This window comes from Peribacillus sp. FSL R5-0717 (assembly GCF_038002945.1).
GTDB lineage: Bacteria > Bacillota > Bacilli > Bacillales > DSM-1321 > Peribacillus > Peribacillus frigoritolerans.
On the sequence record NZ_JBBOOF010000001.1, the window covers coordinates 3,447,754 to 3,462,030 of the forward strand.

13 protein-coding genes are annotated in these 14,277 nt (G+C 39.1%); 11 read left to right on the top strand and 2 right to left on the bottom strand.

From position 1 onward, the window contains the following. Positions 1-612: 612 nt before the first annotated feature. On the top strand, positions 613-1,095 hold the full coding sequence (locus NYE65_RS16715) for a GNAT family N-acetyltransferase (RefSeq protein WP_340861281.1): 483 nt from the start codon (positions 613-615) through the stop codon (positions 1,093-1,095). A gap of 165 nt (positions 1,096-1,260) precedes the next feature. On the opposite strand, the gene NYE65_RS16720 is transcribed toward NYE65_RS16715, so the two are convergent. Continuing rightward, complete coding sequence (locus NYE65_RS16720) at positions 1,261-2,097, bottom strand: RMD1 family protein (protein ID WP_057275561.1); 837 nt, start codon at positions 2,095-2,097, stop codon at positions 1,261-1,263. Positions 2,098-2,534: 437 nt separating this feature from the next. Between NYE65_RS16720 and NYE65_RS16725 the strand changes: the two genes are divergently transcribed. From NYE65_RS16725 to NYE65_RS16750, 6 genes are all read left to right on the top strand, one after another. Further along, the gene (locus tag NYE65_RS16725) at positions 2,535-3,719 is read left to right on the top strand and encodes a glycosyltransferase family 4 protein (protein WP_340861282.1); all 1,185 of its coding nucleotides are present in this window, start codon (positions 2,535-2,537) and stop codon (positions 3,717-3,719) included. A 20-nt stretch (positions 3,720-3,739) separates the two neighbouring features. After that, positions 3,740-4,063, top strand: a complete 324-nt coding sequence (locus tag NYE65_RS16730; protein WP_134402175.1) for a hypothetical protein — start codon at positions 3,740-3,742, stop codon at positions 4,061-4,063. Positions 4,064-4,100: 37 nt separating this feature from the next. After that, on the top strand, positions 4,101-5,891 hold the full coding sequence (locus NYE65_RS16735; RefSeq protein ID WP_340861283.1) for a glycosyltransferase: 1,791 nt from the start codon (positions 4,101-4,103) through the stop codon (positions 5,889-5,891). A gap of 314 nt (positions 5,892-6,205) precedes the next feature. Further along, positions 6,206-6,691: a PaaI family thioesterase gene (locus NYE65_RS16740; protein ID WP_034305240.1), complete on the top strand. Its 486-nt coding sequence runs from the start codon at positions 6,206-6,208 to the stop codon at positions 6,689-6,691. A 280-nt stretch (positions 6,692-6,971) separates the two neighbouring features. Beyond that, positions 6,972-7,148 carry a hypothetical protein gene (locus NYE65_RS16745; protein WP_340861284.1) on the top strand — a complete coding sequence of 59 codons (177 nt, stop codon included), beginning with the start codon at positions 6,972-6,974 and terminating at the stop codon, positions 7,146-7,148. Between the two features lie 50 nt (positions 7,149-7,198). Then, positions 7,199-7,543 (top strand): hypothetical protein, encoded by a 345-nt coding sequence (locus tag NYE65_RS16750; protein WP_340861285.1) that lies wholly within the window; start codon positions 7,199-7,201, stop codon positions 7,541-7,543. A gap of 72 nt (positions 7,544-7,615) precedes the next feature. Here NYE65_RS16750 and NYE65_RS16755 read toward each other — a convergent pair whose 3' ends face one another. Then, positions 7,616-9,682, bottom strand: coding sequence for a Na+/H+ antiporter (locus tag NYE65_RS16755; protein WP_340861286.1), 2,067 nt, complete (start codon positions 9,680-9,682; stop codon positions 7,616-7,618). Positions 9,683-10,123: 441 nt separating this feature from the next. Here NYE65_RS16755 and NYE65_RS16760 point away from each other — a divergent pair, with 441 nt between their 5' ends. Genes NYE65_RS16760 through NYE65_RS16775 form a run of 4 tightly spaced genes read left to right on the top strand, consistent with a single transcriptional unit; the run spans position 10,124 to position 14,267 of the window. Then, complete coding sequence (locus NYE65_RS16760; RefSeq protein ID WP_340862137.1) at positions 10,124-11,647, top strand: spore germination protein; 1,524 nt, start codon at positions 10,124-10,126, stop codon at positions 11,645-11,647. Next, positions 11,644-12,888: a Ger(x)C family spore germination protein gene (locus NYE65_RS16765; RefSeq protein ID WP_340861287.1), complete on the top strand. Its 1,245-nt coding sequence runs from the start codon at positions 11,644-11,646 to the stop codon at positions 12,886-12,888. Before NYE65_RS16760 ends, NYE65_RS16765 begins: the two co-directional genes overlap by 4 nt. Beyond that, the gene (locus NYE65_RS16770; protein ID WP_340861288.1) at positions 12,885-13,106 is read left to right on the top strand and encodes a hypothetical protein; all 222 of its coding nucleotides are present in this window, start codon (positions 12,885-12,887) and stop codon (positions 13,104-13,106) included. Before NYE65_RS16765 ends, NYE65_RS16770 begins: the two co-directional genes overlap by 4 nt. Before the next feature lie 51 nt (positions 13,107-13,157). Further along, complete coding sequence (locus NYE65_RS16775; protein WP_340861289.1) at positions 13,158-14,267, top strand: GerAB/ArcD/ProY family transporter; 1,110 nt, start codon at positions 13,158-13,160, stop codon at positions 14,265-14,267. Positions 14,268-14,277 lie beyond the last annotated feature (10 nt).

Here is a 14,277-nt window from a genome sequence, read left to right on the forward strand (position 1 = left end):
GAGTGTTTTCTTGAAAAAACAGTAGGCAGATCTCCCATCGAATTATGTTTAAGACTAGGTCCTTTAAGTTTTTCCCCTGTAATCCTCATTGAATGGAGGAAATATGCGAGACTCCTGCCGAATAACTGGCTAGCCGAGACCCCACAGGCGCTTCTAACTAGGAGGCTTGGCAGAAAGTCGGCGGAAAGGGAGCGGATTTCTGAAATCAACTGGAGTGTTTTCTTGAAAAAACTGTAGGCGGGTCTCACACCGAATTATGTTTAAGGCTAGGTCCTTTAAGTTTTTTTCTTGTATGCCTCATTGGATTGAAGAGATTAGCGACACCCCTGCCGAATAACTGGCTAGCCGAGCCCCCACAGGCGCTTCTGCCTAGGAGGCTTGGCAAAAAGTCGGAGGAAAGGGAGTGAATCTCTGAAATCAACAGAACCATTCAAATAAAAAATGTATGCAAACTTGATTTTCATTGAGTTTGTCTGCAGTCTGAAGGAATGGTAGACAAAGCCATTCCTTTTTTGTATGAATGAATTTTCTTGAGAATTTCTTTACTTGGAGTGTAAAACATTAGTTTCTGTTAATATGGCTTTATCAGAAATATGAAAATGGGGTGCAAGTATGATGGCTGGATTAATTATTAGACCTTTTATGGAAACTGACCATGAGGCGCTGAGCAATTATTGTTTACCTATAGAACAAGCAATCTATACTTCTATACCTTTAAAAGTTATCGAAGACTTCAGAAAGGATAAATATAACCTCCCAATGGTCATTTATTTAGATGAGGATTTGATTGGTTGCTTTGCCTTATATACGGATAAAGTGGGAAATCAATATACAAATAATGAGAATGCGATCCTTCTTAAATCATTCTCCTTGGATTTGCGCCATCAAACAAAGGGGCTAGCTTTTAAGGCGTTAAAAGTGCTGCCTGAGATGATCAAACTAAGTCATCCAGATAAAGATGAGATTATTCTAACGGTGCATCATTCGAATGTCCCAGCGATAAATTTGTATAAGAAAGTTGGATTCATTGACAAAGGATACAGATTTAACGGGAAAGAAGGAGAGGAATTCATTTTCCACTTTGCTCTGGATTAAGGGGAATTTAGCTAACTTCTGGAGTGCTTTGTCCCGGTAGGAAAAGCATGTAATTAAACGACAGTATACAGTCAGCTTAAATATGATGAAGTGGTTAAACGCAAAATAAGCATCAAAACGATGCTTATTTTTTTTGAAGATATTCCAAACGATATGATTAAGAATTCATGGAATCCATCCTATAATTTCTAAAATCGTCAGAAGAATCTCAAAGACAATGAGAATTACAATGATCCATTCAACGAATAGTCCCCTGATCGAATGGCTGATGTTAGAAAATCCATCCATGATGTTATATAAAATTTCTGTTTTACTTTTCAGGATTTTATACCGATCATTCAATTCAAAAAATTCAAGCATTCTATCATAAAATTCGCCGGCAATGCTGCTTGTCCATGTAATATCAGGTTTATCCAGAATCATGATATATGCCAGGGTATTGTACTCGTGACGTACGATTTTTGCCGTAGTCCTCGCTAGTTCCTTGTTACCGATTCTCAGCTTGCCTTTTTCCAGTCGGTCAATCATGGCTTCAAGCTTGTCGTGGATTTTTCCTAGTTGTTCCTCAGTCTTTTCAAGAGCCACCGATTTTGCGAGAATGGTGGATATTAATTCAGGGTAGAAAAATTCATATTTAGGAACAACTACATATTCGTCTGTCAAATTGATGTTTTCAGTTTCACTGAAGTGAAGGCTGTAATCATCCGTATATCTATCTACATTGACGAGATCAATGTCCGGCTCGAATGATTGGATAAAGGAGGAAAATGCCTTGATCTCATCCTCATGTGAGTAATTGATGAAGACAATGCTGCCAAAGGAAAAAACCAGCACCTGCTGCGATTCGTCCACATTTTTATAAAGGATGGAACGTAGAATATCGCCTTTAAGAATTAAAGGCTCTTCCCAGGTGAATTTTTTGGGGATGCCGCAATGAATGGCGATTTTGTTCAAATCAATTTCATTAGTGATTGCACATGCTTTAAAGGTAATTGCTTCCATCAATATCACTCTCTTCAGCAAATTGGTCTTTTTTCGATTCTATTCTATTCTTACAAAAACATGCTTGAATAATTCTGGAAGGTAGAAAAAAGTAACTGACTGGTAACTAAACCAATAACCCCATTATGGATATAAAAATAATCAAGTCTAAGCTTTTGGGAAATATATAAAAGGGCGATTCCGGTAACTGGATCGTCCTTCTTTATTTTGCTTGTTTATACATACTGAAGCTTTACAAAAACATATAAAAGTTCATGAAAACTTTACTTTTATTTACAGAATTCTCACATTGATGTCAATATTCAGTAATACATGTTTGTTATAATCGATTGACGGTTTTAAAAAGTGGTTGGAAAAGGGTCTTTTTTTTTAAATCCTTCATTTACAGATAAGTAGCAGGCTGAGTGAAGATGACTGAATAGTAGGAGTGAACAAAAATGGAGGAATCTATAAATCTATATGAGCTTACATTTAGTGAAAAAGATAGATATGTGATCATTACGAATGCTTATCCACATGAAGATCAGCTATATCGGAATGGGTTTATCCACCGAAGAGTCAAGGCTTATCTGGATGAGGGTTTGAAGGTGGATGTCTTTGTTTTGCATCCTGCCTATAAAAAAGCGGAAAAGTATACGTATGAAGATGTGCCTGTTTATCGAGGAACTGAACAGCATTTGCGCATTTTCTTAAATCATAAAATACATAAAAAAGCGCTCATTCATTTTGTTAATCCAAAAATGGTACAAGCGATAAAAGAAACGAACACGGATTTACCGATTATCACCTGGATACATGGATTTGAAACGGAGGCATGGCATAGAAGATGGTTTAATTTTCTTGAAAGCCCTGAAAGCTTGAGGAAGATACTTGAAATGTCGGACGATTATTATGTATCACAGCTTTCTTTTATGAATTGGTTTTATCAAACGAATGAATTGGATACAACCTTTGTTCATATTTCCAAATGGTTCAAAGAGCATATAGCGGAATGTGATGCAAGAGCAGAATCGAAAAATTCAGTAATCATTCCTAATGTCATAGATGACAATCTGTTTACCTATATTGAAAAGCCAGCTGAAATGCGGACAAAAGTCCTTTCAATCAGGCCATACGCTTCACGAAAATACGCCAATGACCTATCGGTGAAAGCAGTGCTGGAACTATCGAAGAGACCATACTTCGATAAGTTGGAATTTGCATTTTATGGCGATGGAAAATTGTTCGACCAAACCGTTGAGCCAATCCGGGATTTTGAGAATGTAACGATTCATAAAGGTTTCCTTTCTCAGGAGAAAATCGCTGCATTACATAAGGAGTATGGAATTTTCCTTTGCCCGACCCGTTTGGATTCTCAAGGTGTTTCCATGTGTGAGGCAATGTCGAGCGGACTAGTGCCGATTTCAACAGATATTACGGCAATCCCGGAATTCGTTAAACATGACGTTTCTGGCCTTCTAACAAAACCTGAGTCTCCTACCGATATTGCCGATGCAATAGAGCGCTTATATTACAACTCGGACGTATTTTTAAGAGTGTCAAAACAAGCTTCTCAGTCGATTCGGGGAAAATGCGCTGTAGATGTTGTTATAAAAAGAGAATTGGAGATCATCCAAGGTTAATGGAGGGGAGTTTTTTCAATATGGACGAGCGAAACGAATATTGGAAAACGATGTATGAGGAACTCGAATTACAAATGAAAGACATGATGTCCATGACATTGGAGCTCATAGAGAGCAACGGCATGGAAAAACAAAAAACCATTGAGAAAGTTACAAAAGAAAATAATAGGCTGCGAGAAGAATTAGAAAAAAGTAAGATGGCCCAAATGGAAAATATTAAGCTTAACAAAGAAATACGAAGACTTAAGTTGTTAGAACATAAATTCAACGTTACGTATGCAGGGAAATTCACATTAAAATATCTTGCGCTTAAATCATCTATTAAAGAACAAATAAAGAAATAAAAATTCATATCAGATTTCAGTCATTGGAGTGAAAACTTTGAATTCACATGAACTAGTTGAAAACAGAAAAATGAAGGTACTTCTATTTGGCTTTATTGACATGAATTCAATGGATGGATCTGCAGTATTTTTATCTTCCTTAGCATCGACCATTGCGTTAGATTCCAACATCGAAGTTGACTTACTTTTAGCTAGCCCGGTCAAACGTGATATCTTAATTCGGCCACTTGAGAAATTTGATAATATAACCATTCTCAATCCTTTTGTCGATCCTTTTTTTAATGCCGCCGGTGATGAATGGGTAAAAAAAGGTGTCATTGATTTCGATGTAGCTGAAATGCTCATTTCTCATTATTGGAGTCAAAATGACTATGATTGGCTATTTGTTAGAAGCATTGAGACTGTTGAAAAAATCGCAAAGCATAAGCATATCATAAAGAATACATTAGTTTATGCTACAGGATTGACTCACATAGGTCAGGATGTTAATGAAGAGAAATTCGTAAGCATCAAAAATATATATGATCAGTGTGCTTATTTCTTATGTCAAACAGAAGAGATGTGCGAATTTGTCATTGAGATACTTAATTTGAATAAAGAAAAAAACAAAGTTTCCCTGCTTACCCCGATGATACCAAACGTTGAATCAGCGGAAGGGCAGACCCGGTTAAAAAACAAACTTGTATATACAGGGAAATTCGACCCGGATTGGAAGACCATTCCCATAATTACTGCTTTTAAAGAATTAAAACGTGAGATCCCGAATCTATCACTTGATGTGGCGGGGGATAAATTCAAATGGGTTAAAGGTGATTCTCAGTTTAAGGAAGAAGCGGCATACCTCCTTAAAAATACGGATGGGCTTACATGGTACGGTGCTTTGACAAGGGAGAATGCCCAACAATTAATCGTGAATAGTGATATTGGGATAACCTGGAGAAGTGAGGAAATGGACAGCAGTCTGGAACTGTCTACAAAGCTATTGGAGTATGGGATTTTAAGGAAGGCTGTAATAATGAATCCAACCAAAATGCATATGAAGCTTTTTGGCGAAGATTACCCGTTATATGCTGTTACAGAGAAGGATTTCCGTGACGCTGTCAAATTAGCATTATGTAATAAGGATATATATGAGTTTGCGGCACAACGAATGTATCAAGTTAGCAGGCAGTTTTTATTTTCGGAAGCAATAAAAAAACTGCAAGGACCATTATGGAGCAAGCGCATTACCGATTATGTGAATGAAAGTGCGAATATGTTTTATATTGATGAAGGTGACTTTGATGAACTGATTAGGCATACATCATTAAAAAAAGTGAAAATATTGCCTGCGGAGTTTAATGTTGACGAAGTTTTCACCTATATTGTCAAAAACATACCTGAAGAAATAAAACGAGTCGAAAAACTGTTTAAACTGTCTGGGTATGGTCAAATCATTTCAGCAGAAAAAGCTGGATGCTATACATTTCTCCACATCCATAAAAGGTATGGAACCTTTGAACGAAATTTTCAAAATAACATCCCCTATTTAAAAACGATGGGATTTGAAACCTTTGGCAATCCTAAACTAAAACCAAAGGATGTGGAGATTTCAATCAAAGAACGGGCAATTGTTGATAAAGAAAAATATGATATAAAAGGGAAAAATAAAGAATTAGCTAAAGAAGTAAAGCAATTAAAAAAACTGAACAAAGTTCAACTTAAACAAATTACTAAGCTAGAAAAACAAAATCAAGCACTTGGACGTAAATATGATTCACTTTCGAAGTCGAAAATGGGTAAAATGACATTCAAGTATTGGGATTTAAGAAAAAGGCTTAACTTTTAATAAGAAGGTAAGCCTGCAATAGAATGGTAGACACTTCTTAACTCTATATCAGTCAAAGGAAAGCTCCTGAATGCTTCTGGCTTGCAGGGGCCTTTGTCAATTATATCGAGTAAAAGGAGCAGGGATTCTTGCAAACTTTTTATGTGTGTTTTCGATTAAAGCTGTATCAGGTTATTATTCTATGAAAATTAAAACTTGGTAGTAAGCTCAATAAAGAATCATGGAATTAAAAAAAACTACCCTTTCAGCATGTATCCTAATAGACCCCTTATTCATTAATGGTGTTATAATATTCTGAAAAAGGGGGAGAGATGATGGAGGAGAATGTGCTAAAAGCGATTCAAGATGATTATCCAGATGCATTTGCATGGTGTTATGGATGCGGTCGCTTGAACAAAGATGGTCATCATTTTCGAACGGGTTGGCAAGACGAGCAAACAAGGACTATCTATACACCACGCCCAGAGCATATTGCAATTCCAGGATTTGTTTATGGCGGCTTGATTGCCTCTTTAATTGATTGTCACGGAACAGGTTCCGCTGCATTGGCTTTACACCGTAAAAACGGTCATGAAGTTGGAGATGGAGTGGAACCACCCAGGTTCGTGACTGCGTCACTGAATGTGGAGTTCGTAAAGCCAACCCCAAATGATGTGCCATTAATGGCCATCGGGACGATTCATGAAATTCATCCTAAGAAATGGAGAATCGAAACAGAGGTATTTGCACTCGATAAACTTTGCGCACGTGGAGAGGTAATCGCTGTGGTGATGCCAAGTACTTTTACAAGCAAAGAGTGATCTTAATTAATGTATACGCATCGAATTCGGAATGTACTATCAAAGGGCCGTCCAATTATTTGGACGGTTATTTAGTGTATCTGAGTATACATTTCAGGCATGTTATCGTAATAAAGTGGCATGTAGCTGGAAATTACAAGCGAATAGTAAGATATTAATATACTTACATTATAAGCAAAGGGAGGTCGCATGGATGAAAATAAACGTAGAGATAGATAAGGAGATCAAGGCGATAGAGGTGCTTATCCGCAATCGTGAATGGAATGAGGAAGTGTAGGTATTGATGGAGAACTTGAAGGAGAGGAAAAGACCGTATTTTGTCGGCAGAAAAGGAGAAATGCAGCATGTTTTCCGGGCAGAAGAAATCATCTGTTTGTTCACCTGGACCGCTTTTTATCTCTACTTTCGCTTCCAAGTGAAAATAATGAATGAAGGAATTCATAAAAGAAGGGATTGAGAAGGATCGACACAGAGGATTGATGGAATCAGAGTTAATTGGAAGGGGGCATGCGGGCTTTTACTGGTGAGTTTGGAGCGAATACTCGTGAGTTTGGAGCGAATACTCGTGAGTTTGATGCTTTTACTCGTGAGTTTGGAGGGAATACTCGTGAAACACAGAAACGAATATGCCTTTTTCCTTTGTTATGTACGATGAATGTTGTATTCAAGGAAGAGTTCGTTGTATTGACCAGCCAGCTTAAAATGATACTTGTATTAACTGTTTTAGGTTCAATTGTAAAAGCCGCAAAACAGTTATTTAACTCCATTGTGAGGGCCATAAAGAATAATGGGAACATATGTCATGATCTTCTGGAATTTCGACGAAGCCCTTTTTCATTTCAATTTTCCTGAGGAATTCATCCTTGCTTTAAATGTAAATAAAGAGACACCGCTTCCTGTTGCATCGGAGTCTCTCAACACTAATCATTTTTGTATCATTATCATTTCATCGTAGATTAAGTTTTGTCTAATCTCAGTTGCTGTTTGTATGGATATTTGCTCATCTTCAACCATTTGCGCAATGATATCACGTTCGATTTGCATCGCATTCAACTGAAATTGACTTACCATCTCTTCAAAGTGTTTTGCGTCTTTTTCACTTAATGTTCCGAACGGATTCAAATAACGATTATATCTTTGGATGACAAGCATGACTTCATGGCGGTTTTCAGGTGCAGTTTGTTGTTTGATCAATAAAATGGCTTCCTTTGAAGCTTCTTTTTGTGCTTTACGAAACTCCCTGATCAGGTCCGCATTTTTAACGATGGAGTCCTCTAATTTCGCTTCCCATTTCTTATCCCATTTGACATTGATCTTTTTCTTGAAAAGAATAGCCTGCAAATTGATCCAAGCCCTTTTCAGGGAGGATTTTTGCATATAATTTGAGGTTCTTGAAAGATACACTTTATATAGTTCAAAGGCTGTTTCAGATATAGTCCCTTTTTCGACTAATCCAGAAACGACTTCCAATTCTTTATTGGCTCCTATCTCCACTAATTCGCGTATTGTCCGATCATCCGGTCGATTCGTTATTCCCCGTTCCAAATCTATCAGTTGTTCATTTAAATCTTCCATTACTTGATGGACCGCTTTCTGATTCTCGATGGTTGCTTCTTTGCTCAGTTGATTGATCGTTTTATTTAAAACAATTTTATAAGCCTCCTCAGAGGTTAGACGCTCATCTTTGAATTCAATCGGTGTCTTTACCAGTAATGGCAAGAGAACCGTAGCCAAGGTGACGCTTAACAATATAACGCAAGCTGCGATAAACAAGACTGTATTACGCATCGGGAATAAAGTGTCATCCTGCATGAAATATGGTATGGATAAAGCTGTAGCTAATGTAATGGTTCCATGAATGCCGCAAACGGATGTCAAAAATGCAAATCGGGATCTTGAAACATTCTTCTCATCGGTGTCATTGCTATCTTCTGGATGAACCCTGGACATAATGAATTGCTCTAATGGATTCACTCTGTTTTTCGTAAAAGTATCATGCAGGATGTATACCCATATAAAACGGATCACCAATAATAAAAGAACGATCAAGACACTTATCCCAAATAGAATGCCCCTATTTAAGTTGGACTCAATTTCCTGATAAACACTCGGCAACATAAATCCTAACAAAGCAAATACAAGTCCATTCAAGACATAACCTAATACAGACCATGTATTAGTTGATACAATTTGCAATTTAGTCGTGGAACTCTGAAGGCGATCCCGCTCGATGCCATGAATGACACCTGCAGCAACCACTGCCAATATTCCGGAAACATGGAATTCTTCAGCTGCCATATAGATGGCAAAAGGCGTAATAAGTTCAATGACAATAGACATTGGGATTTCTTCAAGTCCATGAACCCGTAAAAATAATCGTAATTTAACGATTAAATAGCCCAATAGGATCCCTATAAAGATACCGCCTAAAGCTACAAATATAAAATTAAGCGAAGCATCTTTTATAGAAAACACTCCAGTTAAGGCAGCTGCCAGGGCAACTTTAAAAGCGACGATTCCGGCAGCATCATTGAAAAGTGATTCACCCTCAAGGATGGGCATCATGTTTCCAGGCAATTTCAATCCTTTTGTAATCGATTGTACCGCTACCGCATCCGTAGGGGTTATTGTTGCGGCTAAAGCAAAAGCCACAGCCATCGGCATATCAGGTATTAACCAGTGGATGAAAAAGCCTCCTGCAAAAACCGTCACAAATACTAACCCAAAGGCTAATAACAGAATAGGCTTACGCAATTCAAGCATTTCTTTACGAGACGTATTTTTTCCTTCTGTAAAAAGCAGCGGAGCAATGACACAGATCATAAATAATTCTGAATGAAAATCAAATGATAATTGAAATGGTAATAATGAGAACACTGCTCCCATGGATATTTGATATATCGGAAGTGGGATACGAGGCCATATAGCATTTAATATTGTAGCGATTATTGTGGACACCAATAATCCGAGCAATGTGATTAAGAATGACATAGAATCTCCCTTATCTTCTAATGTTTTAGTCTGATTGCCCATGCAATGTATAAAAAAACAGAGGTGTTTAAAAAGCAAAATCCATCCTTTTAAAAGTAACCCCTACTTTATGGTCCTGTGTAGCTTATTCAAAAACAATACTTAGCTATAGACAGTGTTTTCGACTAATATATAGCCTCGGTTTTTGATATACCCCTTAGTCATTAATTACAAACAGGATATCACAAGAGTTTACTGTCTATTCAAAATCAACATATAACATAGCTTTCTAATTCTGCTAAATATAAGTTTATGCTGGGATCAGGATTTTCTGTATAAAATACCCTTAATGAAGAAACATAGAAAAATGGAGTTAGAGCGACCTGCAAAAAAATGGGGGTATTCAGCTTGATTCGTAATGTGGGCAAATTGTTAAGAAAAAAGAAAGAAAAAAAATCCCTGATGCAAAATGATTACCTGGATTCCAAGCCTTCAGATTCACTTGATGTGAATTTCAATCAAAATGTAGAAACACTTCGTTCTATTTATGATAATTGCTCGGATGTCATGTTCCGCTCGTTCTTACTTTTCGGAAAGACGCGGGCGATGCTCATTTACATTGCGGGACTCTCAGACATCGAGGCGATAGAGCAATATGTGCTATCTCCACTCATGCAGGAGTCATCAAAAGAACCACAACCATTAAATGAGTTTATTGAACATAAAATGCCCGTTCCTAAAGTGGTAAAAGTGAATATGTTGGCGGATTGCATTGAATCGATTTCCTCTGGAAACCCAATCCTTCTATATGAAGGGGGAAGCGATGGATTTTCTCTAGGATTGTCCAAATGGGAAAAGCGGGCGATTGAAGAACCTGTGGCAGAGGGGGGAGTTAGGGGGTCACGAGAGGGATTTATTGAATCTCTGGAAGTAAATACGTCCCAATTGCGACGTATTATTAAAAGTCCTGCCCTTAAAATACAATCAATGAAGATCGGAACTCTTACCAGGACGAATGTTTCGATTGCTTATATTGATGGCCTTGCGGATAAAACACTGATTGAAGAGATTACAACTCGGTTGGAACGAATTAAGATAGACGGAATTTTAGAAAGCGAGTACATCGAGGAAATGATCGAGGACAATCCGTTTTCACCTTTCCCTCAGATCATGTCGACAGAACGGCCGGATGTAGCCTGTGCCAGCTTGCTGGAGGGACGAGCTGTCATTCTTGTAGAAGGAACCCCTTTTACTTTAATTGCACCAATATCCTTCTTTTCTTTGATTCAATCACAAGAGGATTATGCTCAACGTTTTATGGCAGGCACTTTTATCCGTTGGTTACGATATTTTTTTATGGGATTATCTCTTTTGCTTCCTTCACTATATGTTGCTATTTTAACGTTCCATCATGAGGCGGTCCCAACCGCACTCCTGCTAAGCGTAGCAGCATCCCGGGAATCGGTCCCTTTTCCTGCAATTGTAGAGGCATTGGCTATGGAAATTACGTTTGAAGCACTAAGAGAGGCAGGGGTTCGCTTGCCGAAGCAGGTAGGTTCCGCCGTCAGCATTGTTGGAGCGCTAGTGATTGGGCAAGCTTCCGTACAAGCAGGGTTGGTTTCAGCGCCAATGGTCATTGTGGTTGCGATTACGGGAATCGCTTCTTTTATGATGCCTCGCTATATTGCCGGAATTGCTTTCCGGATGCTGCGTTTCCCAATGATGCTGCTTGCCGGTACCTTAGGACTGCTTGGCATCATGATGGGAATCATCGCCATAGTCATTCACTTATGCAGCTTGCGTTCCTTTGGCGTTCCATACTTAGCGCCACTGGCACCGTTAAAAGGTCAAGAGCTGAAAGATGTGCTGTGGAGAGCTCCTTGGTGGATGATGGATTCACGCCCGCGCCTCACAGGGGAATCTAATGCATACCGTCAGGCCCCGGAACAGAGTCCGAATCCAAAAAGGGGGAGTGAAACGGAGTGAATAATAACTGGAAGCGAAAAAGGATATTGGAGAAAGGAAAGAGGCGTCATTTCATGAAAAGCGTCCTTCTTTTGCTCGTTATTTGTGGAACGACCCCTTTTCTAAGCGGTTGTTGGGATCGAATAGAAATCACTGATTTGGCGATTGTCACAGCAGCCGCCATCGATAAGAACGATAATGATCAAATCGAACTATCCGTCCAGGTCTTTATTCCAAGTTCAATAACTAGTGGAGGCGGTCAAGGAGGGAGCAGTCAAGGGGGGAGTGGGGCTACGACAATGGTGAGATATGAAAAAGGCGCCAATATTTCAGATGCATTGTCTAAGCTGCAAAGCAAGCTTCCGCGAAAAGTATTTTGGGGACATTGTAAAGTATTTGTATTCGGTGAAAAGTTAGCGAAGGAAGGAATTCAAGAGCAACTTGATTTTTTGCTGCGCCATCCGCAGCCAAGAGAGAAAGCAAATGTGTATGTCAGCAAAGGGGATGCAAAGCCTATCCTTGATTCTTTGCCACCCCTGGAAAACTATTCAGGGGAAGTGCTGAGAGAACTATCTGATTTACATATTGGGATGCTGGTCACACTGCAGGATTTAGATGAAATGTTAACCGGTAGGCCTCGGGCGGCCGCAATTCCAATCGTTAAAATATTGCCGCCGGGGAAAGGGCAAACGAAATTACAGGGAATTCCTTACATTGTTGGGACAGCCGTGTTCAAAAAAGACAAAATGACTGGGACGATGACTGAAAAGGAAACCAGAGGGCTATTGTGGTTAAGGGATGAGGTGGAATCATACACCGTGACCTTCCAACCCAAAGGGGTGAAAGGGAAAATATCTTTAAGTCCAGTGTCAGCCAAAGTCAAGATCATTCCGCAAATCATCAATGAAAAATGGAAATTACTAGTGAAAATAAATACAGATGGAGCTGTTATACAAAATGGAACGAATTTGAACCTTTCAAATCCAAAGTCTCTAAAAGCTGCAGAACGAGCATATCAAACAGATATAGAAAAACGCATCGAGATGGCTTTTCTGCATATTCAGCATAAGAAAGCGGACATTTTAGGGTTGGGTAAAGATTTCTATCGGAAATATCCTAAACAGTTTAATAAGGTAGATAACCACTGGGATGAGATATTCGCGAAAATGGAAGTGGAAGTTGATGTTGCGGCCCATATTCGAAGACAGGGCTATATAAACAAACCGGCGGGGTTGTCTGAGAAAGAGGTGAAGGACAAGTGAGATGGGGGGCCTTTTTATTTACAGCTGCGATTGTAACGCTAATCATTTTGTATGAATGGCCGAAAATGAAACAAAATCCTAAAAAAGATAAAGTGGCATTTCTTACATTGCTCCTCACTGGCTTGGCTTTGTCCATGTTCAATCTCCCACAGATGTCAGGACCCACTGAATGGATTGTAGTTCTTTTCAGGCCATTTGGAGAGTTTATGGAAAAGTGAGTCTATCAGTCGGTTGCGTGATTTCAAATTATCACAGAAAGGAGGAAGCAGATGGAGAAAGGGAAAATTTCATCATTACAGATGGCATTCTTGATGTATCCGACGATTGTGGCAACGGCCATTCTCGGGGTTCCAAGCATCACAGCGAAATATGCCAAAACTGATTTATGGCTGTCCCCAATTTTTGCTGCGCTCATAGGGTATCTGACGGTGTATATCGCTTATAAACTGCACCAGCTTTATCCAAAACAAACGGTTTTCCAATTCACTGAAAAGATCATTGGTCGGATTCCGGGTAAAATTCTCGGTTTTTTACTCTTATTTTTTTATATCCAGAACACGGGGCTACTCGTTAGAGGCTACGCAGAATTTCTTGTCGGCTCTTTTCTGGTACGTACCCCGATTGGTGTGATCATGGTATCGATGGTGCTTCTGTGTGCTTTCATTGTACGTGGGGGAATAGAAGTGTTGGGGAGAGCTGCTGAATTGTTTGTACCTGTTTTCATTTTTCCAATCTGTATCTTAATCCTCTTGCTGATTCCTGATCTTGAATTCAAGAATATATTCCCGATATTGGCGGATGGAATGATGCCTCCTATCAAGGGTGCGATTGTACCTGGTGGATGGTTCAGCGAGTTTTTCCTGATCATTTTTCTTCTTCCTTTTTTGAAGGATATGAAAAAAGGGATGAAATCCGGGATGATGACTGTGTTTGCCGTGATGATGACGTTGATTGTGGTGAATCTTACGGTTCTTTTTGTACTTGGGGCAACCACATCCACAAAACTTTACCCGGTGATGAGTGTATCTCGATACATCAGTTTTGCCGACTTTTTTGAACATGTAGAGTCCGCCGTCATGGCGGTATGGATTGTAGGTGCGTTTGTGAAAATTTCCGCTTTTTATTATGCATGTGCTTTAGGTACAGCGCAGTGGCTGAATCTCTCCGGCTATCGACCTATTGTATGGCCGGTCGGGATTTTTATTGTCATATTCAGTTTGTGGTCGTTGCCAAGCTCTATGGATGTCAGTCGTAATGATGTCAACGTCTTCCCGTTACAAGGAATGTTGATGCAAACGATTATTCCTCTGTTATTGTTGGTGATTGCTGTTGTAAGGAAAAGAAATCGTAAAGGAACCGAAACCAGCCGAATGGATTGAAATTCTTTTT